This window comes from Plantibacter sp. MDV22-iso1, assembly GCF_058408345.1.
On sequence record NZ_JBZVDY010000002.1, the window covers coordinates 495285 to 518112 of the forward strand.

Annotated in this window: 23 protein-coding genes; 12 read left to right on the top strand and 11 right to left on the bottom strand. The window is 69.6% G+C overall.

The features are described 5' to 3' along the window. Positions 1–87 precede the first annotated feature (87 nt). The gene (locus tag AC4PMY_RS12995; protein WP_491622907.1) at positions 88–2079 is read left to right on the top strand and encodes an aldo/keto reductase; all 1992 of its coding nucleotides are present in this window, start codon (positions 88–90) and stop codon (positions 2077–2079) included. Between the two features lie 181 nt (positions 2080–2260). On the opposite strand, the gene AC4PMY_RS13000 is transcribed toward AC4PMY_RS12995, so the two are convergent. From AC4PMY_RS13000 to AC4PMY_RS13015, 4 genes are read right to left on the bottom strand one after another with little or no spacing between them, the layout of a single operon-like run. Then, positions 2261–3355: an ABC transporter permease gene (locus AC4PMY_RS13000; protein WP_491622908.1), complete on the bottom strand. Its 1095-nt coding sequence runs from the start codon at positions 3353–3355 to the stop codon at positions 2261–2263. Then, the gene (locus AC4PMY_RS13005) at positions 3352–4365 is read right to left on the bottom strand and encodes an ABC transporter permease (protein WP_491622909.1); all 1014 of its coding nucleotides are present in this window, start codon (positions 4363–4365) and stop codon (positions 3352–3354) included. The genes AC4PMY_RS13000 and AC4PMY_RS13005 overlap by 4 nt, the downstream gene beginning before the upstream one ends. Then, positions 4362–5996, bottom strand: a complete 1635-nt coding sequence (locus tag AC4PMY_RS13010; protein ID WP_082916099.1) for a sugar ABC transporter ATP-binding protein — start codon at positions 5994–5996, stop codon at positions 4362–4364. Before AC4PMY_RS13010 ends, AC4PMY_RS13005 begins: the two co-directional genes overlap by 4 nt. Beyond that, complete coding sequence (locus AC4PMY_RS13015) at positions 5993–7027, bottom strand: sugar ABC transporter substrate-binding protein (RefSeq protein ID WP_064295673.1); 1035 nt, start codon at positions 7025–7027, stop codon at positions 5993–5995. Before AC4PMY_RS13015 ends, AC4PMY_RS13010 begins: the two co-directional genes overlap by 4 nt. A gap of 280 nt (positions 7028–7307) precedes the next feature. Here AC4PMY_RS13015 and AC4PMY_RS13020 point away from each other — a divergent pair, with 280 nt between their 5' ends. The 3 genes from AC4PMY_RS13020 (at position 7308) to AC4PMY_RS13030 (ending at position 9780) form a co-directional block, all read left to right on the top strand. Beyond that, the gene (locus AC4PMY_RS13020) at positions 7308–7979 is read left to right on the top strand and encodes a FadR/GntR family transcriptional regulator (protein ID WP_064295672.1); all 672 of its coding nucleotides are present in this window, start codon (positions 7308–7310) and stop codon (positions 7977–7979) included. A 94-nt stretch (positions 7980–8073) separates the two neighbouring features. Next, the gene (locus AC4PMY_RS13025; RefSeq protein WP_491622910.1) at positions 8074–9141 is read left to right on the top strand and encodes a hypothetical protein; all 1068 of its coding nucleotides are present in this window, start codon (positions 8074–8076) and stop codon (positions 9139–9141) included. Between the two features lie 186 nt (positions 9142–9327). After that, the gene (locus AC4PMY_RS13030) at positions 9328–9780 is read left to right on the top strand and encodes a hypothetical protein (protein WP_491622911.1); all 453 of its coding nucleotides are present in this window, start codon (positions 9328–9330) and stop codon (positions 9778–9780) included. 79 nt (positions 9781–9859) lie between these two features. Here AC4PMY_RS13030 and AC4PMY_RS13035 read toward each other — a convergent pair whose 3' ends face one another. Further along, positions 9860–11014 carry a sensor histidine kinase gene (locus AC4PMY_RS13035; RefSeq protein ID WP_491622912.1) on the bottom strand — a complete coding sequence of 385 codons (1155 nt, stop codon included), beginning with the start codon at positions 11012–11014 and terminating at the stop codon, positions 9860–9862. Beyond that, entirely contained in the window at positions 11011–11736 is a 726-nt protein-coding gene (locus AC4PMY_RS13040) for a response regulator transcription factor (RefSeq protein ID WP_314140367.1), read from the bottom strand. Before AC4PMY_RS13040 ends, AC4PMY_RS13035 begins: the two co-directional genes overlap by 4 nt. Before the next feature lie 196 nt (positions 11737–11932). On the opposite strand from AC4PMY_RS13040, the gene AC4PMY_RS13045 reads away from it, so the two are divergent. Next, positions 11933–12607, top strand: coding sequence for a M15 family metallopeptidase (locus AC4PMY_RS13045; protein WP_491622913.1), 675 nt, complete (start codon positions 11933–11935; stop codon positions 12605–12607). Positions 12608–12649: 42 nt separating this feature from the next. Here the strand turns inward: AC4PMY_RS13045 and AC4PMY_RS13050 are convergent, their stop codons facing one another. Then, a complete protein-coding gene (locus AC4PMY_RS13050; protein WP_491622914.1) occupies positions 12650–13315 on the bottom strand; it encodes an arsenate reductase/protein-tyrosine-phosphatase family protein in 666 nt (221 codons plus the stop codon). A 115-nt stretch (positions 13316–13430) separates the two neighbouring features. Here AC4PMY_RS13050 and AC4PMY_RS13055 point away from each other — a divergent pair, with 115 nt between their 5' ends. The 4 genes from AC4PMY_RS13055 to AC4PMY_RS13070 are packed head-to-tail and all read left to right on the top strand — an operon-like array spanning position 13431 to position 16055. Continuing rightward, positions 13431–13691, top strand: coding sequence for a DUF6458 family protein (locus AC4PMY_RS13055; protein WP_071258592.1), 261 nt, complete (start codon positions 13431–13433; stop codon positions 13689–13691). Between the two features lie 23 nt (positions 13692–13714). Continuing rightward, the gene (locus tag AC4PMY_RS13060) at positions 13715–14995 is read left to right on the top strand and encodes a serine/threonine-protein kinase (RefSeq protein WP_491622915.1); all 1281 of its coding nucleotides are present in this window, start codon (positions 13715–13717) and stop codon (positions 14993–14995) included. 26 nt (positions 14996–15021) lie between these two features. Beyond that, positions 15022–15495: a hypothetical protein gene (locus AC4PMY_RS13065; RefSeq protein ID WP_153303521.1), complete on the top strand. Its 474-nt coding sequence runs from the start codon at positions 15022–15024 to the stop codon at positions 15493–15495. Continuing rightward, on the top strand, positions 15492–16055 hold the full coding sequence (locus AC4PMY_RS13070) for an SRPBCC family protein (RefSeq protein WP_082916198.1): 564 nt from the start codon (positions 15492–15494) through the stop codon (positions 16053–16055). The genes AC4PMY_RS13065 and AC4PMY_RS13070 overlap by 4 nt, the downstream gene beginning before the upstream one ends. A gap of 23 nt (positions 16056–16078) precedes the next feature. Here AC4PMY_RS13070 and AC4PMY_RS13075 read toward each other — a convergent pair whose 3' ends face one another. The 3 genes from AC4PMY_RS13075 to AC4PMY_RS13085 all read right to left on the bottom strand — a co-directional run bounded on the left by AC4PMY_RS13075 (position 16079) and on the right by AC4PMY_RS13085 (position 19415). Continuing rightward, positions 16079–16873, bottom strand: coding sequence for an SDR family NAD(P)-dependent oxidoreductase (locus tag AC4PMY_RS13075; protein ID WP_064296401.1), 795 nt, complete (start codon positions 16871–16873; stop codon positions 16079–16081). Positions 16874–17025: 152 nt separating this feature from the next. Next, entirely contained in the window at positions 17026–18690 is a 1665-nt protein-coding gene (locus tag AC4PMY_RS13080; protein WP_491623090.1) for an MDR family MFS transporter, read from the bottom strand. A gap of 32 nt (positions 18691–18722) precedes the next feature. Further along, entirely contained in the window at positions 18723–19415 is a 693-nt protein-coding gene (locus tag AC4PMY_RS13085) for a TetR/AcrR family transcriptional regulator (protein ID WP_491622916.1), read from the bottom strand. A gap of 98 nt (positions 19416–19513) precedes the next feature. Here AC4PMY_RS13085 and AC4PMY_RS13090 point away from each other — a divergent pair, with 98 nt between their 5' ends. The 3 genes from AC4PMY_RS13090 to AC4PMY_RS13100 all read left to right on the top strand — a co-directional run bounded on the left by AC4PMY_RS13090 (position 19514) and on the right by AC4PMY_RS13100 (position 21718). Further along, positions 19514–20104 (top strand): TetR/AcrR family transcriptional regulator, encoded by a 591-nt coding sequence (locus tag AC4PMY_RS13090; RefSeq protein WP_064296406.1) that lies wholly within the window; start codon positions 19514–19516, stop codon positions 20102–20104. A 214-nt stretch (positions 20105–20318) separates the two neighbouring features. Continuing rightward, entirely contained in the window at positions 20319–20876 is a 558-nt protein-coding gene (locus AC4PMY_RS13095) for a hypothetical protein (protein ID WP_491622917.1), read from the top strand. A 239-nt stretch (positions 20877–21115) separates the two neighbouring features. Further along, complete coding sequence (locus AC4PMY_RS13100) at positions 21116–21718, top strand: PKD domain-containing protein (RefSeq protein WP_491622918.1); 603 nt, start codon at positions 21116–21118, stop codon at positions 21716–21718. 36 nt (positions 21719–21754) lie between these two features. Here AC4PMY_RS13100 and AC4PMY_RS13105 read toward each other — a convergent pair whose 3' ends face one another. Continuing rightward, on the bottom strand, positions 21755–22804 hold the full coding sequence (locus AC4PMY_RS13105; protein ID WP_491622919.1) for an aldo/keto reductase: 1050 nt from the start codon (positions 22802–22804) through the stop codon (positions 21755–21757). Positions 22805–22828 lie beyond the last annotated feature (24 nt).

The following is a 22828-nucleotide window of genomic DNA, read 5'->3' on the forward strand; positions in this document are numbered from 1 at the left end:
GTACTGATACGCTCACACCGTGAACGTTCACGGTGACGTTCACCACAGACCATCGCACCGCCGATCAACGTTGAGGAGCACCACCATATGGAACACGTCGCCTGGGGCATCATCGGACCCGGAACGATCGCCGAACGGTTCGCGACCGAGCTGCACGCGAGTCGCACCGGTCGACTCGCCGCCGTCGCCAGTCGCGACGCGTCGCGTGCCGAGGAGTTCGGCGAGCGCTTCGGGGACGGCACGGCTCCCGTCCGCGGGTACGGCTCCGTCGCCGAGTTGCTGGCCGACCCCGGCGTCGACGCGGTCTACATCGCGACCCCGCACACGGAACACGTCCGGCTGGTGATCGAAGCGGCGGAAGCGGGCAAGCACATCGTCAGCGAGAAGCCGCTCTCGGTCAACCGCGCCGGTGCGATGCTCGCGATCGAGGCCGCCCGTCGTGCCGGCGTGTACCTCGCCGAGGCGTTCATGTACCGCTTCCACCCGCAGACCGCCAAGCTCGTCGAACTCGTGTCGTCCGGCGCCATCGGCGAGGTCGAGCACATCGAGGCGTCGTTCGCGTTCGCCGCGAACCTCCCGGCCGAGCACCGACTCATGAACCCGGAGCTGGCGGGCGGCGGGATCCTCGACGTCGGTGGCTACCCGGTCTCCATCGCGAGGCTCGTCGCCGGTGCCGCCGTGGGTGCACCGTTCGCCGACCCGACGGAGGTCACCGGGAACGGCACCATCGGCTCGACCGGCGTCGACGAGTGGGCCAGCGCGTCGCTCGTGTTCCCGTCAGGCATCACGGCGCACGTCACGAGCGGCGTGCGCGTGCAGGACGACAACCGCGTCGTCGTCACGGGTTCGACGGGCCAGATCATCGTGTCCGACCCGTGGTTGCCGTCGGTCGAGGACGGGTCGACGATCGAGGTCCGCACCGTCTCGGGCACGGAGTCGATCCACATCCCCGGGGCGCCGCAGTACGCGATCCAGGCCGACGCGGTCGCTGCGTTCGCCGACGCCGGTCAGGCACCGCAGATGCGCTGGGCGGACTCGCTCGGCAACGCGGCGACCCTCGACCGCTGGCGCGAAGCGGTCGGCCTCGAGTACCCGTTCGAGTCGATCGACACCGACATCCCGACCGGTTCCGGCCGGCCGCTCACTGTGCGCGCCGAACTCCCGATGCCGACCGGCCGCATCGCGGGCATCGACCACGACATCTCCCGCCTCGTGATGGGTGTCGACAACCAGCAGACCCTGTCGCATGCGTCGGCGATGTTCGACGACTTCTTCGAGCGCGGCGGCAACGCCTTCGACACGGCCTGGCTGTACGGCGACGGCCTGCAGGAGCAGCTGCTCGGACGCTGGCTCGCCAACCGTGGCCTCCGGGACGACGTCGTGGTGATCGGCAAGGGTGCGCACACGCCGTTCTGCGACCCGGAGTCGATCTCGCGTCAGCTGTTCGAGAGCCTCGACCGGCTCGGCACCGACCACCTCGACCTGTACCTGATGCACCGCGACAACGTCGAGGTCCCGGTGGGCGAGTTCGTCGACGTGCTGAACGAGCACGCCGAGGCCGGTCGCATCCGTGCGTTCGGTGGCTCCAACTGGTCGATCGAGCGGTTCGAGGAGGCGAACGCCTATGCGGCGGCGAACGGGAAGCGGGGCTTCGCGGCGCTGAGCAACCACTTCGGTCTCGCCCGCGCACTCGACGTACCGTGGGCCGGGTGCGTGGAGGTGACGGATCCGACGAGCCGCGCGTGGCTCGAGGAGACGAAGACGCCGCTGCTGCCGTGGTCGTCGCAGGCACGCGGCTTCTTCACCGGGCGTGCCGAACCCGAGGACCTGTCGGACCCGGATCTCGTGCGCTGCTACTACAGCGACGACAACTTCGAGCGCTTGGCCCGTGCCCGTCAGCTCGCCACCGAGCTGGGTGTCGCGCCGACCGCGATCGCCCTGGCCTACGTGCTGGCGCAGGACTTCCCGACCTTCGCCCTCATCGGGCCGCGGTCCATCGAGGAGACGCGTTCGTCGACCGACGCCCTGTCCCTGAAGCTGACCCCGGAGCAGGTCGCCTGGCTCGACCTCCGAGTCTGATCCGTCCCTTCGGGTGATGCCAGCGCGGTGCGCTGACGTCACCGCGGGGCATGGACGTGAGCGCGGGTCTCCAGAGACCCGCGCTCACGCGTGTGGGGCGCGCGCACGCCGAGTCATTCCTCCTCGCGTCAGCGCACCGCGCTGGCGCAACCACACCACTACAGCGAGGGTCGGGTGGGCGTCAGGTGAGGGGTTTGCGGGACCGGTCGCTCGCCAGGAGGACGCCGAGGAGCAGGATCAGGATCAGGACGACGCCGCGGGCGAGACCCTGCCAGTAGAAGGACAGCCCGACGAGGTTCATCCCGTTCGTCAGCAGCGCGAAGATGAGCACACCGACGAGCGTTCCGAAGAGGTTCGGCCGCCCGGTCCGACTCAGCGTCGTCCCGATGAACACCGCACCGATGGAGTCGAGCACGTAGAGCTGGCCGCTGTTGGCGACGAAGCCCTGGCTCCGCGAGGCCAGGATCAGCCCGGCGATGGCCGCGATCCCGGCGGCGAAGATGAACGCCGTCGCCATCGACGTCCCAGCCAACCGCCCGGAGATCCGGGTCGCCGTCGGCTGCTCCCCCGCCGCGATCAGCACCCGACCCCAGCGACTCCGTTCGAGCGCAGCCCAGACGATGATCAGCACGAGCACGGCGACGACGATCGGTGCGGCGACGCCGAGCACGGTGCCGGCACCCAACCACGCGAACTCGTCCGGCACGCTGCTCCGCGACAGATAGATGGGCGACCCGCCGTCGGTCGCGACCTGCTGCACGCCACCACCGATGAACCAGACGCTCAGCGTCGCGAGGAACGGTCGGATGCGCAGCACCACGATAAGGAACGCGTTCACGGCCCCGACGAGCAGACCGACGACCAGACCGCCGACGATCGCCACCCATGCCACGTAGTCGTCGGCCAGGAGCGCCGACGCGGTGAGCGCCGCGAGGTCGATGGCGACACCGATCGAGAGGTCGATGCCACCGGCGCGGACGACGACCGTCATCGCGACGGCCGCGAGGAGGAGCAGCGCGTTCTGGTTGAGCACCCCGAGCAGGTTGTCGGCGGTGAGGAACGACGGCGACAGCACTGCGAACACGATGAGCAGCACGGCCAGCACGGCGGGGGCGAGCGCTTGCGGGACCGCGGCACCGAGGCCTCGGACCGTCAGACTCGCGAGCGGGCCACCGGGACGCTTGCCGCCGCCGCCTCCTCCCGGATCAGCCGACCCGGCGTTCGGGACGGAGAGGCCACTGGTCGCGGAGGACTGTGCGCGTGTGTCGACACTCATCGCTTGACGCTCCGTTCGCGGATCGCGGCGACCGCGAGGACCAGCAGGATCAGCACACCCTTGGTGATGCCGATCCACTGGCTCGGGACGCCGAGCTGACTGAAGCCGTTGGTGAGGATCGCGACGAACACGGCACTGAACAGGGTCCCCGTGATCGTGACGACGAGCCGACGGGAGAACGCGATGGACAGGAATGTCGCGAGGAGGATGTCGATGAGCGACTGCTCGCCGATCCCCGGCAGGGCAGCGGACAACCGACTGGTCATGAGGACGCCAGCGATCCCGGCGAGGACCGCCGCGAGGACGTAGCTGACGACGATGTGGCGGTTGACGTGGATCCCGGCCACCCGCGCGGCCGTCGGGTTCTGCCCGACCGCGGCGTTCTTCACGCCCCAGCTGGTCCGCCCGGTGGCGAAGGCGGCGACCGCGAAGACGACGAGCAGCACGACGACCGCGGCAGGGACACCGACGACATGTCCGCTCCGCAGCCAGACCAGCCCGGCGTCGGAGACGGGCACCTTGACGTTGTTCGTGATGACGATCGTGAGACTCGTGACGATGCTCATCATCGCGAGGGTGACGAGGAGCGGGCGGATCCCGGCGACGACGACGAGACCGTTCACGAGCCCGATGACCGCCGTGGCTCCGAGCCCGATGAGCAGCGCGAGCGGCAGACCGAGCTCGGCCTGCAGGAGCACCGCGACGAGCGCGCCGGAGAAGCCGAGGACGGCGCCGATGGAGAGGTCGATGCCGCCGCGGACGACGTCCTCACCACCCGTGACGACGACGATGGACAGGCCGAAGGCCGCGATCGCGTAGACCGCGGACTGGGTGAGGATCGTCGCGAGGTTGGCCGGGTCGAGGAAGCCGGGCGAGGCGACCGCGAAGACGACGACCTCGATGACGACGATCGCGTAGCCGATGAGTCCCAACCGGGAGACCGGACGACGCTTCGTCGTGGACTCCGCCGCAGCCGAGGGCGCAGCGGGTGGAGCGGAGAGCGCGGTCATGCGGAGGCTCCTCGGGTGGGTGACGGCTCGGTCTCGGAGCCGGTCGAGGCGTCGGCGGACGACGAGGCGGCGCCCGTCGACCAGGCGAGGATCGTGTCGGCGGTCGCCTGCGATCGGGGCAGCTCCGTCCGGATCGTCCCGCGGTACAGCACGAGGACGCGGTCGGCGAGCCCGATCAGTTCCTCGAGGTCGACGCTCACGAGCAGGACGCCGGCGCCTTGCGCGACGAGCGCGTCGATCTCCGCGTAGATCTGCTGACGCGACCCGATGTCGACGCCGGAGGTCGGCTGGTCGAGCACGAACACCGTCGACCCGGCCGCGAGCCACCGACCGAGCACGACCTTCTGCTGGTTGCCGCCGGAGAGGCTCCCGGCCACCGCGGTGTCGTTCGCGGGCCGGACGTCGAGTCTCGTGACGAGGTCTGCGGCGATCTCCCGCTCGCGTCGACCCCGTAGGATCCCGCCGAGCCCGGTGATGCGGTCGAGCGCGGCGAGCGTGAGGTTCTCGCGGACGGACTGACGGTTCAGGATGCCGTCGCGGTGACGGTTCGCCGGGACGTACGCCCCACCCGCCCGGACGAAGGCGCGCGGCGAGCGGATCGACGCCCGGCCGAGCCGCACGGTTCCGCCGTGCGCACGCAAGCCGGTGACCGCGTCGGCCAGTTCTTCGAGGCCCGAGCCGACGAGGCCCGTGACGCCCACGATCTCGCCCGGACGGACGGCGATCGAGACGCCGTGCAGGCGTTCGGGGACCGTCAGTCCGTCGATCGCGAGCACCGGTTCGGCGCCGGCGTCGGCGACGATCCGTTCGCGGTCGCCGAACTCCTCGACGCTCCGCCCCACCATGAGCTGGACGATGGCGTCGAGGGTCGCGTCGGGATCGGCGAGGTCGAGGGCGCCGACGCGTTCACCGTTGCGGAGGACCACGACGCGGGACGCGATGTCGCGCACCTCCTGCAGGTAGTGGGAGATGTAGATGACGGCGACGCCCTGGCTCTGCAGTGTCCGGACGGTGCGGAACAGCCGCTCGACGTCGCCGGCGGCGAGCGGTGCGGTGGGTTCGTCGAGCACGAGCACCCGCGGGCGCGTGATCGTCGCGATCGCGAGCTGCAGGAGTTGCTGCTCGGCGACGCTCAGCTCGTCGACGAGGGTTTTGCCCGGTACGTCCAGCCCGACGAGGTCGAGCAGCTCGCGCTCGGCGCGGCGGTCGAGCTGCCGGCCGGTGAGGAACGCGGTGCGCGAGCCGAGGAAGAGCTGCTCCGCGACCGTGAGTCGACCGGCCAGGTGGCGGTCCTGGTGGATGACGCGGACACCGAGGCGTTCGGCGTCACCCGGGTTGCGGATGACGACCGGTTCGCCGTCGATCTCGATGGCGCCCTCGCTCGCCGTGTAGAGGCCGGTCAGGATCTTGATGAGCGTCGACTTGCCCGCGCCGTTCTCGCCGACGAGCGCGACGACCTCGCCGGAGTGCACCTCGAGGTCGACGTCGTCCAGCACCCGGACGCCGCCGAAGTCCTTCGCGATGCCACGCATGCTCACGGCGGGAGCCGAGGCTTCGGTCGTGGCGGCACCGGGCCGACCGCCCAGCGAGCGCTGGGCGGCCTGACCGTCGATCGAGGTGTCGTGCGTCATTCCAGGCCGAGTCGCTTGCGCTCGTCGGCGACGTTCGCCTTGTCGATGAACACGGCGTCGAGGTAGGTGCTCAGCGGCACCTCGTCCTGCTTGCCACCGAGGTACAGGGCGACGTTGTTCGCGCTCGTCGTCCCGAACAGGGTCGGCTGCTGTGCGACCGTGAACTGGTACACCGAGTCGGGGTCCTGGATCAGGTCGAGCGCTCCGGGCTCGGCGTCGACGCCGTAGACCTTGATCTCATCGCGGCCCGCCGCGTCGATGGCCTGCGAGGCACCGATCGCGGGGAGGTCCCAGCACGACCACACGGCCGAGATCTCGCCCTTGGGGTAGCGGGTGAGCGCGTCGTTCGTCTTCTGCTTGGCGTCCTCGATGGTGCCCTCGTAGATGTCCTGCAGCTCGGGCTCGATGATCTCGATGTTCGGGTAGTTCTTCAGCACGAGCTTGAACTCGTCGTAGCGGATCTGGCAGGGGGTGACGTCGTAGAAGCCGTTGAAGACGAGCACCTTGCCCTTCCCGCCGATGTCCTCGGCGAGCGTGCGGGCGAGGGTGGAGCCGATCTGCCAGTTGTCGGAACCGATGTTGTTGACCGAGTTCTCGCTGGCGTGGTCGATCGTGAAGACCGGGATACCGGCGTCCTTCGCCTGCTGCAACGCCGGGGCCAGGGTGGTCGCGTCGCCGAGGATGACGACGATCGCGTCGACCTTCTGCGAGACGAGGTTCTCGACGTTGGCCAGGTGCTTGTCGTCCTGTGCGTCGGCCTGGGTGGCGACGACCTTGGCGCCGAGCTCCTCCAGGCGGTCCTGCACACCCTGGTAGGTGAGGCGGCCGAAGTCGCGGACGACGTCCTTGGCGGCGACGCCGACGGTCTTGCCCTCGAGCGAGGGGACGTCGACGTCGGAGGCGGCGGAGCTGGCAGCGGCGCCGCTCGTCGACTCGCTGGACGAGGACTGCTTGAGGGAACAGCCGGTGGCGAGGCCGGCCACGACGGCCAGGGTGACAAGAGACAGCGCGAGGCGCGATCGACGACGCATGGGGACTCCAGATGACGGTGGGGTGCGGGACGGTGCAGGGGGTGGTGGGGCGTGCCGGCGTCCGCTGTCGGTGCGGTCGGGGCGCACCGGGACGTCGGGTTGCAGCAACAGTAGGGAGTGATCGGACGGGCCGCGAGAGGGCGCTCAACCTGACGTAACACAAGGTGCCAGGTGTCGGCGGTGCGTGGAGGCAGGTCGGGGCGCGGCCCGCGGAAACGTCGGATGTATCATGGCGCGAGGCGGTGTTCCACGTGACCGTCTCGCTCGAGCAGGGGGTCGCATGGCAGTCACGGACGAGGCGATCGCGCGGATCCAGGCGATGATCGTCGCCGGCGACCTCACCCCCGGTCAGCGCCTCCCTCCGGAGAAGGAGCTCAGCGAGACCCTGGGACTCTCCCGCAGCTCCCTCCGCGAGGCGGTGAAGGCGTTGGAGCTCATCCGCGTGCTCGACGTCCGCCGCGGCGACGGCACCTACGTCACGACGCTGGAGCCGAGTCTGTTGCACGAGGCGATGTCGTTCGTCATCGACATGCACGCCGACGCCTCCCTCATCGAGATGTTCGAGGTGCGCCGCATCCTCGAACCCTCCGCGTCGGTGATGGCCATCCAGCACCTCGACGACGAGCGGATCGCGGAGCTGCGCAGCATGGTCGACGAGGTCGACGAGTCCACGACGGTCGAGGACCTCGTCGCGCACGACCTGCAGTTCCACGCCCGCGTGATCGAGCTGAGTGGCAACGCCTACCTCGCGAGTCTGCTCGCCGCGCTCGGCAGCAAGACGGTCCGGGCCCGCATCTGGCGCGGCCTCACCGAGGAGAAGGCCGTCGCCCGCACCCTGCAGGAGCACCACGCGATCGTCGACGCCCTCGAGAAGCGCGACACCGAACTCACCCGTGCTCTTGTGACGGTCCATGTCTCCGGCGTCGAAAGCTGGCTCCGCCGCTCGATGTAGTCCCCTCCCCCTGCCCGCGAACTGTCACGTGCTGCTCGTCCGGGCCGCTCGGACTGGCCGTTGGTGACCGTTCGCGGGCAGGTAGCGTGAGGGGATGGACGGCACGATCGACACCCGCGCGCTCATCGACCCCATCGACCGTGACGCCATGGCGAAAGCGCCCTCGTTCCATCGCGCGCCGTCCGCCCGGCTGTTCATCGGCCTGCTCGCGGCGATCGTCGTGGTCACCGTCGCCGGGTTCGTCCTGTTGGGAACGCTGCCCTCGCCCTCTCGAGGCGACTCCGGCCCGACGCCGCTGCTCGGGATCGGGCTCCTCGCGGCCGCCGCCGTCGCGGTGTTCGCAGTCCTCTCCTGGCGTACGAGGCGCATCAAGCGCTTCCGCCTCTCCCGATTCGCCGCGGCCAACGGGATGACCTACACCGCAGACCTCAGCTACCCTCCGTTCCCCGGCATGATCTTCGGGATCGGATCGTCGCGGCAGTCGACCGACGTGCTGCGGGGTGGTCGTCCCCGCGCCGTGGAGTTCGGCAACTACCGGTACACGGTCCGTCACGGGAAGAGTTCGACGACCCACCACTGGGGATACGTCGCGGTGAAGCTCGACGTCCCCCTGCCGAACATCGTGCTCGATGCGATCGGCAACAACGGGTTCGGCTCGAACCTCCCGGCGGCGTTCCAACGGGCCCAGCGACTCTCCCTGGAAGGCGACTTCGACCGGCACTTCACGCTCTACTGCCCCGAAGGCTACGAACGCGACGCGCTCTACCTGTTCACGCCGGACATCATGGCGAGGTTCATCGACCACGCCGCCGAGCTCGACGTGGAGATCATCGACGACTGGCTGTTCCTCTACACGAAACGGGAGGTGTCGACCCTCGATCCCGACACCTGGGCCTGGCTGTTCGGCATCGTCGACGCGCTGATGACGAAGTTGGACCAGTGGGCTCGGTGGCGGGACGACCGCTTGCAGCCGCAGACGTCCGGAGCTCCGGAGCACCCGCTTGCACCCGGCGCTCAGGCCGGCCCACCCGCGATCGGGCTGCTCACCCCGCCGCCGGGTGTCGCTTCATCCGGCCGCAGGTTGCGACGATCCGGGAGGTGGATCCCCGTCGCCTTCGTCGTCGGAACGCTGATCGTCTGGATCGTCACACGCATGAACTGACCCCTCCCCTTCCCGCGAACTGTCACGTGCTGCCAGTCCGGGCCGCCCCGACGAGCCGTTGGTGACAGTTCGCGGGCACGGGCGGGGTGTTGGGGACGTCTGGCGATCGGGAGACGAGGACGGAACAGGCCGGTTGATGGGATGGCCAGGTGACCGACACCGGTCGCCCGTCAGAAAGGACCACCCATGCGCCGACCCACAGCCATCGGCTTCGCCGTCCCCGTCCTCGCCCTCATGCTCGGGCTCACCGCCTGCTCCGGATCCGCGGAGGCCCCGTCGAGCGGTGCATCGCCCTCGACCGCCGATTCGTACGCCGAGGCGTTCGACGACTACACGATCTCCCTCGCGGGCTGCCTGCGCGACCAGGGGTTCGACGTCCCGGACCCGGAACCCGGTACCGCGATCACCCTCGACGGTGGCGAGGCGATGAACACGGCCTACGACGCCTGCGCCGACCAACTCGGCCCGCCGCCGGTGAACCCCGACCAGCCCAGCAAGGCCGAGATCTCCGACGAGCTCCGGCTCCGCGCCCAGTGCCTGCGTGACCAGGGGTTCGACGTCCCGGACCCCGATGCGAACGGAGCGTGGGACCTGCCGGAGGACCTGTTCGATGAGGCCAGGGCCTGCGCCGTGCAGTGACCGGCACACCAGCCTGAGCGGCCGACCGATCCCGTGATCGGTCGGCCGTTCCATCGTTCCAGGTTCCCTCGTTCCGCGGTCAGGCTCCGGCCTGGTCGGCGTCGTGAGCCGGCAACAGCACCGTCGCCTCGAGCCCGCCCGCCGGCAGCGGTGCGAGCCGCAGCGACCCACCGTGCAGCTCGACGATGCGGGCACCCAGGGTCAGCCCGAGACCGTTCCCCCGATCGCGACCGGCAGCCCGCGCCATCCGCGCGTCCCGCCGGTCGAAGGGCTCCACGAACCGCGCCACCTCGGCCTCGTCGAGCAGCGGCCCCGAGTTGCTGACCACGACGACGGCGCGTCCCGGCGCCTGCGGGTCGGGTCCGACCCACACCGAAACCCACCCGTCCGGGCCGCTGTTGTATCGCACGGCGTTCGACAGCAGGTTCGTGAACAGCTGTTGGAGGAGCACGCGGTTACCGCGCACGGATGCGCTCCGGACGGTCGACGAGATCGTGACCCCGGCGTCCGCGGCCTCCGGCGAGATGAGCTGCGACGCGTCGCGGGCCACCGCCGCCAAGTCGACGGGCGAGGTGACGAGTGGTCGGCGGTCGAGCTGGTTCAGCTGCAGGAGCGCCTCGACGATCGCGATCCCCCGCTCGTTCGTCTCGTGCAGCCGCCGCAACGCTCGGTCGACGTCACGGCCCTCCGGGTCGGCCTGGGCGACCTCGATGAGCATCTTCATCGTCGCGAGCGGTGTCCGCAGTTCGTGCGAGGCGTTGGCCGCGAACCGTTTCTGCGTCAGGAACGACTGCTCGAGGCGTGCGAGCATGTCGTCGAAGCGGTCGGCGAGCTCGCGGAACTCGTCGCGGCGACCCGTCATCGCGATGCGGTGGTCGAGCGAGCCCTCCGCCGCCGCGCGAACGGCCGCGTTGAGGTCCCGCAGCGGCCGCAGCACCCGTCCGGCCACGATCCAGCCGACGCCGGTGCCGATCACGGCCATCGCGAGGAGCGCGAGCATCGAGTAGTTGATGAGCGAATCGCGGATCTCACCGCGCGTGATGCCGGACAACTGCCTCGGATCGCTCGCCAGTGCGAGCGGGTAGTCGGGGAACCGCCAGATGATCACGTTGATGACGATGAGCGCGATGAGTCCCGTCACGACGGTGAAGGCCGCATAGGTCGCGGTGAGTTTGACGCGAGCGGTCATCCACGTCGGCCGGGCGTCGTCACCGACGGCCGGAGCGGCGGTCATGCGCCCACCTCGTCGTCCTCGTCGTCGATGTCCGCACCGCTCGCTTCGGCGGGAGCCTCACCCGGCGGCAGGACCCGGTAGCCGACGGCCGGCACGGTGTGGATGATCCACGGCTCGCCGAGCACCTTGCGGAGCGTCGACATCGTCACCCGCACCGCGTTCGTGAACGGGTCGGCGTGCTCGTCCCAGGCGCGCTCGAGGAGCTCTTCGGCACTCACGACGCCGCCCTTGGCCGCAAGCAGGATCTCCAGCACCGCGAACTGCTTCTTCGCCAGGCGCACGTACCGGCCGTTGCGGTACACCTCGCGGCGGAACGGGTCGAGCCGCACACCGGCGTATTCGAGGACGGGCGGGAGCGACGCCTTGGGTCGACGCGCCAGCGACCGGAGCCGGAGGACGAGCTCACGCAGCTCGAACGGCTTGGTCAGGTAGTCGTCGGCGCCGATCTCGAAGCCGCTCTCCTTGTCGTCGAGGTCGGCGGCCGCGGTGAGCATGAGCACCCGGCAGGGCAGCTCCTGGGCGATGATCCAGCGGCACACGTCGTCGCCGTGCGTGCCAGGGAGGTCACGGTCGAGCACCACGACGTCGTAGGCGTTGACGGCGAGTCGCTCGAGCGCGGTGTCGCCGTCGAACACGAGGTCCGCGGCAAGCCCCTCGTGCTGCAGGCCCTCGAGGATGCTCTCGGCGAGGTACTGCTCGTCCTCGGCGATCAGGACACGCATGGGACCTCCGGTGTTCGTGACGGACGACGCGTCGATGGCGTCACTCCGGCGCCCGCGATGGGCGTCGTGTCGATCGTAGGCGGCACCGTGTTTCGGAACCGTCTGGTGATCATCCGACGCCCGCGCAACCGCTGACGAGCTGGACTGGGGCCTGGTCGTCGCGTGCCGAACACCGACGACCGACCGAGGAGGAATCATGCAGCACGACATCCAGCACCAGCCGCACCGGCGCCCGGGCCGACGGAGCACCGTCGCCCGCAGAGGCTTCGACCGAGCCGTCGTCATCCTCGCCGCCACGGCCGTCGCCCTCACCGCCGCGATCGCCCTGGTGGCGTGCACGGGCGTCGCGCCGACCATCACTCGCGGGATCACCGCACTGGCCGAGCGGCCGTCCGGAGACGCGCATGCCGGAACCGCGACCACGACGGATGGCGCGTTCGGGGCCGACGACGGTGTGCTGGAGGAGAACCGGTACTCGGCCTACGACACCGATCTCCCGGCCATCGCGAACCTCGATGCGGACCTCCTGGAGGCCGTCCAGCAGGCGACCGACGCAGCAGCGCAGGACGACATCGCGCTGTACGTGAGCTCCGGCTGGCGGAGCACGGCGTACCAGCAGCACCTGCTCGACGAGGCGATCCTCCAGTACGGCAGCGAGTCGGCCGCCCGGCAGTACGTCGCCACGCCGGACGGCTCCTCGCACACGCGCGGGGCGGCCGTCGACATCGGCGCGACGGACGCGGACTACTGGCTCATCGAGCACGGCGCCGACTACGGCCTCTGCCAGACCTACGCGAACGAGATCTGGCACTTCGAGTTGGCGACCGTCCCCGGCGGCGAGTGCCCGGAACTCCTGCCCGACGCCGGGTGAGGTCGGTGCCGCGACCAGCTGCCACCGCAGGGCGTCCCGCTCCTACCCGGCGGCCGGCGCCAGCCGACTGACGAACTCGTCGACGCGCAGGCGGATGTCCCGGAACGCTTCGTCGAAGGCCTCGTCCGTCGCGGGCGCGGCAGGGTCGGGGATCGACCAGTGCAGGTCGTCCCTCCCCTCGAGTTCCTCGTGCGCCCGGTTGCACACGGTGATGACGAAGTCGCTGTGCCGGAGGACCTCCGAGGTCGCGCGTGGGACCCTCGGACGGATCCGGACGCCGTGGCGCGCCGCGGCCCGAACGGCGCCCGGGTTGACCTCGCTCGCTGGCCGACTACCCGCCGATGCGACGGGGACGGAGCTGCGGTCCTGCCAGAGCGCCTCCGCCATCTGCGACCGCGCGGAGTTCGCCGTGCAGACGAACACGACCCGCGCCGGGGCGGGGATCGGCGCCGGTGCGAGCCGGTCGAACGCCCCGGGCACGAGCCGCACGTAGTTGCGGCGACCGTCGGACTCTGACCGCGACCGCGACAGGATCCCGGCCCGCTGCAGGACGTTCAGATGATGGGCGACGAGGTTCGAGCCCATCCCGAGGGCGAGCTGGATCTCGGTCGGCGAGAGGTCGCCGAGCGCCAGGAGATCGACGATGCGCAGCCGCGCAGGCTCCGAAAGCGCGGCGAACTTCGACGCCCTTACCGCCAGCGACTCCACCGACACAACCCCCGACGACTCAACCGTGATTGACTCAATAATAGATGCAGGCGTCCGTGGAACGCGCTCGAGCACGCCCGCCCGAGGTCCCGGTCACCTGAAGGAGGAGCTTGTCATGGGTATCGGAACCGGAATCGCCTTGATCGTCATCGGCGCCATCCTCGCCTTCGCCGTGAACGTCGACGTCCCCGCGGTCGACCTCACACTCATCGGATACATCCTCATGGCGGCCGGTGCTGTCGTCTTCCTCATCTCCCTCGTGCTCGTGCTGCGCCACCGACAGGTGTCGTCGACGACTCGCTCCGCCGTGGACCCCAGCAGTGGCGAGCGTGTGACCCGCCGAAGCACGACCGACAACGACGGCCCCGTCCTCTGACGACCGGACCGACCGCGCCACCCATGACCGACCCGGCTACCGCGCCGCCTCGCACCGGCGAGCTCCTGGATGGTCGGTACCGACTCGAGCGACCGATCGGTGCCGGCGGGATGGCGACCGTCCATCTGGCGACCGACGAGGTGCTCGGGCGCAAGGTGGCGGTCAAGCTGTTCCGCCCGGGCACGACCGATGCGACCGACGGCGCCAGGACCACTTCGGAGACGCGCCTGCTGGCGTCGCTGAACCACCCCGCCCTCGTCACCCTGTTCGATGCCAGGGTCGTCGCCGGCGACGGTTCGTACCTCGTCATGGAGCACGTCGACGGTCCGACGCTGTCCCAACGCATCGCCCGGTCGCCGCTTCCGTCGTCCGAGGTCGCCGCGATGGCCGTCGACCTCGCAGAGGCGCTCCACACCGTGCACGCGGCGCGGGTCGTCCACCGCGACATCAAGCCGTCGAACGTGTTGCTGCGACCGACGATCCTGCCCCACCAGGAGTATCGCGCGAAGCTTGCTGACTTCGGCATCGCGTACCTCATCGACAGCACCCGGATGACCGCGCCTGGCTCGTTGATGGGCACGGTCGCCTATCTCAGCCCAGAGCTGGTCCGTGGTGCGGACCCGGCGACGCCAGCCGACGTGTACGCGTTGGGACTCGTGCTCCTCGAAGCGCTGACCGGTCGCCGCGCCTACCCGCAGACCACCACGCACGATTCCCTCATGGCGCGACTGAACGCGCCGCCGACGATCCCCGGCGAGCTCGGGTACCAGTGGAAGTCGCTCCTCACCGCGATGACCGCGTCCGACCCGGCCCAGCGCCCCACCGCCCTCGAGGTGGCGGTGGCCGTCCGTGGCATGGATCCCGCGCTGGACCCGGCGGATGCGACCGTCGCGACCTCGACACCGCTGGTGACCGCAGACCCGGAACCCACGGCTGCGACCGAACGGCTCGACTCGGCGACACCGCTCGCCACCGCACCGGAGGGATCGACGGGGCTCCTGACGGCGACGACACCGCTCGCGCCGACGGCGGACACGCCCGCCGAGACCGGCCCGACCGCGGTGCTCGACGGCGCTCGCCGCTCGGAGCGACGTCTCGACGGCGGTGCACGGCGCCAGGCCGCAGTGCGCCAGCCGCGGCGCCTTCGACGCTGGCTGATCCTCGCGGCCGTGCTGCTGGTGATCACCGTCGCGGTCGTCTGGTTCCTCGTGTCCCAGGCGCAGCCGCCCGCCCCGACGCTGCCCACCCTGCCCGAGCCGCTGTCGACGCACCTGCGGGAACTCATGCGGGAGGTGACGCCATGAGGCACCGACGGAGGTCTGGACTCGGGTTGATCGCCACACCCCTCATCGTCGTCGCACTGCTGAGCGGTTGCGCCGGAGCGCCAGCCGACCTCGAGCCCGCGACCGGTCAGCAGTTGCAGAGCAGCGTGCTCGGGGTGGCGAACGCGGCCGCCGCCGGCGACACGACGGGTGCACTGAGCGCTCTCGACGCACTCGAAGCGAAGCTGGCTGAGGCGGAGGCGTCCGGGGCTGTCTCGGCGGCCCGCGCGACGACCATCCGAGCCGCCATCTCGGCGGTGCGAGCTGATCTCACACCGGCCACCCCCACCCCGACCCCGACCCCGACCGCCGAGCCCAGCTCGGTCGATCCCGCCACCCCCGTCGAACCGGTGACGCCGACGGATGACGGGAACGGGGACGACTCCGGGAAGAATGGGGACAAGGGGAAGAACGGCGACAACGGCAACGGCAACGGCAACGGCAACGGCAACGGCAACGGCAACGGCAAGAAGGATAAATGAAGCGACGAGGAAGCACCGCGGCCGGGCCCGACGACGGATCGAACGAGCCCCAGACCGACGAGACGACGAAGCGGACCCGGGCGGCGGAGGACGGCGTCTCGACCGTGCAGCACAGCATCGTCGTCGACCTGCCGATCGCGGCCGTCTACAAGCAGTGGGTCGACTTCGAGTCGTACCCGGAGTTCTTGCCGGCTGTGCGCGAGGTGAAGGTGACCGGTGAGGTCTACAGTCGCTGGACCGTCGCGATCAGCAAGCTCTCGCGTCAGTTCCTGGCCGAGATCCTGGAGCAACTCCCGGAGGAACGCCTGGTCTGGCGCACCATCGAGGGCGACGTCTGGTTCAGCGGCGACGCCGCGTTCGAGGCGATCGACAAGCAGCAGACCCGCGTGGACGTCACGGTGCACTGGAAGCCGGTCAACGCGATGGAACGCACCGCGGCCGCGCTCGGCCTCGCCGGGCGGGTCGTGCGTGGGACCCTCCAGGCGTTCAAGACCTACATCGAGTCCACCGGAGGGCCCTCGGGTCACTCCCGCGTCAAGGTCGTCTCCCCGAGCGGGTAGGCGACGACCGCGAGCGTGACCGATCAGCTCATGAACGGCCGCAGGTCCGGATAGCCGGTGGTCTGCCAGGCCCCGTCCACGACGAGGTTGTCGCCCGAGATGTACGAGGCGTCGTCGCTCGCGAGGAACAGCGCGGCAGCGGCGATCTCCTCGGGGGCGGCGGCACGACGGAGCGGGATGCGCTCGTCGTACGCGGCCTGCACACCGGGGATGTCGGTCAGCGACTTCGTCAACGGCGTCGCGACGAGGCCTGGTGACACCGCGTTCACGCGGATCCCGTGCTCGCCGAGTTCGAGTGCCGCCTGCTTCGTGAGCATCACCGCGCCGGCCTTCGCCGCCGTGTATCCGACGCCGAAGTGCATCGGAACGAGCGAGTTGAGGGAGGCGATGTTGACGATCGCGCCGGCCTTGCCCTCGGCGAGGAACTGGCGGGCGGCGAGACGCGTGCCGTTGAAGGCGCTGTAGAGGTTCAGCCGGACCGTGAAGTCCCAGTCCTCGAAGGAGATATCGGTGATCGTCCCGGCACGTGATCCACCGGCGACGTTGAAGAGCGTGTCGAGCGTGCCGAAACGTTCGACGGTCTCGGCGACCAGCGCGGAGAAGTCCGCCTCGTCTGTGACGTCGGTGCGCCGACCCCACACGCGCTCACCGAAGGTCTCGGTGGCGCTCGCGATCAGCTCGGCGTTGATGTCCGCGACGACCACCGAGGCGCCCTCCGCGACCAGCCGCTCGGTGATCGTCGCCCCGATGCCGGACACGCCCCCGGTGACGATCGCGACCTTGCCGGCGAACCGGCCCTGGATTGATGCATTCGACATGATGCCACTCCGTTCTGCTCACCGGCTCTGGCGAGCGTCTCCAGCATACGCACCTATCAGTCACGTGTCAGATAGTTCCAGGTGGCCCTCAGCATGACGACGCCGGCCCCGGGACGAAGTGTCCCAGGGCCGGCGTCAGGTGGCGCTGAGGCCTACCGCGGCGACTGCTCGCGATCGGCGTCCGCCCCGACGCCGTCGCCACCCGAAGCCCGGTCGAGCGAGGGCGCCCCGCTGGTCGACGCAGGCACCTTGCCGCGCGCTGCAGCCTCGAGCGACTCGGCCTCGTCTCCACCGACGGCCTCACCGCGGGCGACCAGCCCGGCGACGTCGGACAGCGGGATCTGCTTGAGGAACAACGACAGCAGGAAGGCCGCGCCGATGAACGGCAACAGGTACCAGAACACCGGAGCCAGAGCATCGGCGTAAGCGGTGACCACACCGTCGCGGATGCCTGGCGGGAGCTGGCTGAGCGTCTGCGGGTCGATCGTCGCCGCCGCGCTGGAGGCGTCCCCAGCACTGGCTCCCGAACTCGCGAAGACGTCCTTGAGGTTCGCGGTGAGCCGCGTGGTGAAGATCGTGCCGAACACGGCGACACCGAGCGACGCACCGACCTCGCGGAAGTAGTTGTTCGTGCTGGTCGCGGTTCCGACCATCGACGCGTCCACCGAGTTCTGGGCGACGAGCACGACGACCTGCATGATCAGGCCGAGACCGGCGCCGAAGAAGAACAGGAAGACGCAGATCAGCCAGATCGGGGTGTCCGCCGTGAGCGTCGTGAACGCGACCATGGAGGCGGCGGTGATGAGCGTGCCGATGACCGGGAACATCCGGTAGCGACCGGTCCTGGTGATCAGGTTCCCCGAGACGATCGAGGTACCGATGAGGCCGACCATCATCGGGATCATGAGGAGGCCCGATGCGGCTGCCGAGGTGCCGGACGACATCTGGAGGAAGGTCGGCACGAAGCCGATCGCCGAGAACATGCCGAGGCCGAGCGTGAGGCCGATCGCGGTCGCGTTGATGAACGTCGGGTTCTTGAACAGCGACAGCGGGATGATCGGGTCCTTGGCGCGAGCCTCGGTGATGACGAAGAGCAGCGCGGCGAGCAGCATGCCGATGCCGAACATCCACGTCTCGATGGCACCCCAACCGTGGGCGGCGTCGCCACCGAAGTCGGTGAAGAAGATGAGGCAGGTGGTGAACGCCGAAAGGAAGATGACGCCGAGGAGGTCGATCGGCGCGGTCGCCTTCTTGTTCGGCAGCTTCAGCGTGAAGAACGCGATCGCGAAGGCCGCGATGCCGACCGGGATGTTGATGTAGAACGCCCACTGCCAGGTGAGGTGGTCGACGAAGAAGCCACCGAGGAGCGGTCCACCGACGGCGGAGAGACCGAACACCGCGCCGAGTGGGCCGAGGTACTTGCCGCGCTCGGAGGCGGGCACGATGTCGGCGATGATCGCCTGCGACAGGATCATGAGGCCACCGCCACCGAGGCCCTGGACGGCACGCCAGACGATGAGCTGCGTGAAGTCGCCCGCGAACGCACAGCCGACGGAGGCGATCGTGAACAGGGCGATCGCGACGAGGAAGAGCCGACGACGGCCGAGGACGTCACCGAACTTGCCGTACACGGGCATGACGATGGTGGTCGCCAGGAGGTAGGCGGTGGTGAGCCAGACCTGGTGGTCGACGCCGCCCAGCTGTCCGACGATCGTCGGCATGGCGGTGGAGACGATCGTCTGGTCGAGGCTGGAGAGCAGCATGCCCGCGATGAGGGCGGCGAAGATGATCCAGATGCGGCGCTTGGTGAGCAGCATCGGGCCCTCGGTGGGTGCGGCGGTGGCGGCGGTCACGGGAGGTCCTTTCGGGGAGTGGGGTTCGTGTGGGGGTTCTGGGGCGCGGCGGCGGGAGGTCCGGCGTCGGGGTCGTCGGGCTCGAGGATGGTGCGATAGGTCGCCAGGCAGTCGCGGATGGAGCCGACGATGTCGAACTCGCCGCTCTGGCCGAGCTCGGCGACGCCGCTGCCGAAGACGCGCGTCATCGTGGTCTTGATCGCCATCCCGAAGAGGTCGGCGCAGGCGCGGGCACGCGGGTCGTCTGCCGGGACGCCTTCCCGCGTGGCGATGAGCTCGACGAGCAGTTGCTCGCGCTCACGGTTGAGGCCCATGAAGCGGACCAGCAGCTTGGGTTCGCGCTCGAGGGCGGCGTGGAAGTCGACGTGCTCGGCCAGACCGAACCCGGATCGCTCCGCATGACCGGCCGCGATGAGCATGAAGTCGTCGAGCACGGCGCGCCACCCCCGCGAGCCGAGGGCGAGGAACTCGGTGGCGAACCGCTCGGTCTCCTCGGTCTCGTCGACGCCGAGGACGGCGTCCTCCTTGCTCGGGAAGTAGTTGAAGAAGGTGCGACGCGAGACGCCGACCTCCTCGCAGAGTTCCTCGATCGTGAAGCCGTTGAGCCCGTGGGTGGCCGTGAGCCGACGCGACACGGTCGTCAGCCGCGCAGCGGTGGCGGCCATCCGGTCGGACAGCCGATTCGTCAAAGTTGCACTCTGCATCACGAAGTGCAGTATTGCACTCTCTGAGCCGGGGTGCAACTTGCGGCACGAGCCGCCCAGTCGGGCCTCACTAGAGTGAACGCATGGACCCTCGTCAGGCACGAACCCGCAGTGCCCTCCGCGACGCGATCCACACCCTCGCGGCGGCGAAGCGCATCGATCAGGTGACCGTGGCGGAGGTGTCCCGGGTGGCGGGGATCACCCGCGACACCTTCTACCGTCACGCCGCGACGCCCGTCCACCTGCTCGCCGACGTGCTCGGCGAGGAACTGGATGAGACGCTCCGCGCGCACGCCGATCTGCCGGCGCACAGCGACTCGACGCTGAGCGTCTTCGACGAGTCCGAGCGCGACCTCCTGCGTCACGTCGCCGAGCACGCGACGATCTACCGCAACGCCATGCACCCCCGGCTCATCGGACCTCTGCGCGATGCCCTCACCGAGCGGATCGAGCAGGCGCTCGCGCACCACCTCGACCGACACCCGCACATCGCCCCACCCCGCGAGGACGGCATCACACCGGAGCGACACGTGCGCATGCTCGTGGCCTACGCCGGTGCCGGCACCGTCGCGGCGATCGAGGAGTGGCTGCGATCCGGTGACCTCGACGACATCGACGCGGCGGCCCGTACGGTCATCGCGGCCTCCCCCGCCTGGTGGCTCGGCCGCGCCTGACCCAGGGTCCGACGCCAGCGCGGTGCGCTGACGCGAGCGCGGGTCACCGACGTGAGCGCGCCCCTCCGGAGACCCGCGCTCACGTCCCCCGGGGTGCGCTCACGTCAGCGCACCGCGCTAGCGCGAAGGCCTCATTCGCGACATATGTCGGTGTAGGCATATCTGCTCTGTGGATAACCCGGGGGGCCTCCTCGACCGGCCGTAGCGTCGAGGAATGTCAACGACCTCCCTGCCTCGAACCGCCTCCGCTCTCGCTCTCACGATGGGACTCCTCGCCCTCACCGCGTGCACTAAAGCCGAGCCGGCACCCCCTCCGAAGAGCACTCCGCCGGTCTTCGAGAACGAGGAACAGGCTCTGGCCGCGGTGACGGAGACGGTCGGTTCATTTGTCACCGTCGTGAACACTATTGGCGCCAAAGGCGGACAGGAACCAGAACGGCTCGACCACCTTCTCGCGCCCGAATTGAGAGATGCAGAGACTGCAGGATTCGCAGACATGGCGGCGAAGGGCTGGAGAACTACCGGCGAAGCCACCCTTCAGCGCGTCGAGCTCGTCCAGTGGTGGCCTCGGCCCGACGCTATCGGCGTGATCGCAGTTGCTCAAGCGTGCATCGACTACGCCGGCGTCGACGTTCTGGACTCCAGCGGAACCTCAGTTGTCAATCCAGAGCGGGATCAGCTCCGCTCAACGGAGCTACAGCTCACCGCAGCGGACGGGGAACTGCTGATATCAACGAAGAAGCCTGTTCCGGAAAGCGAGATCTGCTCATGATCAGAAGAGGCGCTCTAGTGCTCGCTCTGATCGCCGTTGTATCGCTCACTACTCCTGTCACGTCGGCATCTGCAAACAACTGCACCGAGGTCGACTACATGAATGGCGCTTGTATCGGAAGTGGCTCCGTCGACATCGGGGGCAGTGTCGAGCAGCCTGGTTCGGGCGGCGGCGGTGGCTCCGGCGGCGGAACGGGCGGAGACAGCGGTGGTGGCGGGTCGGCCGAGTTGCCTCCCGGGGTGACCGACGGGCCCAACGGTGAGCGGACGGTCTGCAGCCTCATGCGCCCCGACGAGTGCTACACCTTCACTCCCGGCGACCTCGGCACCGACCTGGGGGCAGCACCCGCCGCGCAGCCCGTGACGATCCGCGACGTCGCCAGCTTCGCCCCCGCCGCACCCACCCTCACTACCGAACCCGCCGCCTGGGGTGTCCGTGGGCTCCACACGAACGTCATCGCCGGCGCCTCCGGACACACCCGAACCGGCACCCTCCTCGGCCAGGTCGCCGAGGTGCACTTCATCCCCGTCGGCTTCACCTTCGACTACGGCGACGGCGACACGACCACCACCCGAACCGGCGGATCCAGCTGGGCCGCCCTCGGGCTCGCGGAGTTCTCCAAGACCCCGACCAGTCACCGCTACACGACCGTCGGGACCAAGACCATCACCGTCGACGTCGAGTACGCCGCCGAGTACCGCATCGGTGAGAGTGGCTGGCTCCCCGTCATCGGAACCCTGCCGATCCCGACCGAAGAACCCCACACGGTCCAGATCGTCCGCAACTCCACCATCGGCGTCGACAAACCCTGCCGACCCGGCACACCCGCCATCGGCTGCTGACCGCGTGACCGAGAACGTGCTCGAGCTCGGTCCCGATCAGATGAGCCCCTCGCGGCCGCCCGACACCCAGTTCGGGTCGGCGGCCCGCGCACCGCTCACCTGGTCGGCGTAGGTGTCGATCTCGGCCCGGATCTCGTCCGTCAGCTCCACCTGGAACGCCTCGAGGTTCGCGTGCAGGTGCGCGACGCTCCGGGTGCCGGGGATCGAGACGACCCGTGCGCCGAGCTGCTGCCCGCGGTCGTGCACCCAGGCGAGCGCGAGCGCCTCCGCGGTCGTCCCGATGCGGCGGGCGAGGCTCCGGAAGCGTGCCGCGAGTTCGAGGTTCGCCGCGAGGTGCTCGGGCTGGAAGCGCGGGAAGTTCGCTCGCGTTCCACCGAGCGGCACCGTCTCGGCTGTGAAGTCCTCGGTGAAGAGTCCGCGCGACAGCGGTGAGAACGCGACGACCGTGACGCCGAGTTCCGCCGCCGTCGGGACCACGTAGGTCTCGATGTCGCGGCTGACGATGCTCCATTCCGACTGGATCGCGGCGATCGGGTGCACGGCGTGCGCGCGGCGGAGTTCGTCGCCCGTCGCTTCGGACAGACCGATGCGGAGGACCTTGCCGGCGGCGACGAGTTCGGCGAGCGCCCCCACCGTCTCCTCGATCGGTACGTTCGGGTCGACGCGGTGCTGGTAGTAGAGGTCGAGGTGGTCCGTGCCGAGGCGGGTGAGCGTCCCGTCGATCTGCTCGTGGAGGTGAGCACGGTCGCCGCGGATCCCTCGCTTGCCGATGCCGCCGCCGGTGACGATGCCGACCTTGGACGCCAGGAAGACGTCGTCACGGCGCCCGGTCAGGTACCGGCCGAGGAGCTCCTCGCTCCGGCCCTCGCCGTAGACGTTCGCGGTGTCGATGAGGTTCACGCCGCTCGCCAGGGTGGCGTCGAGGATGGTGGTGACCTCGGCGTCGGCGATCGCCCCGTAGGTACCGGCGATGGACATCGCACCGTACCCGATGGCGCCGACCTCCGCGGCGGTGTCGCCCGCGCCGATCGTGGTCGAGGGCAGTGCGGTCGTGGTCGGCTCCGTGGCCAGGGGCGCTTCGCTCATGGATTCACCGTACGGCTTCACGAC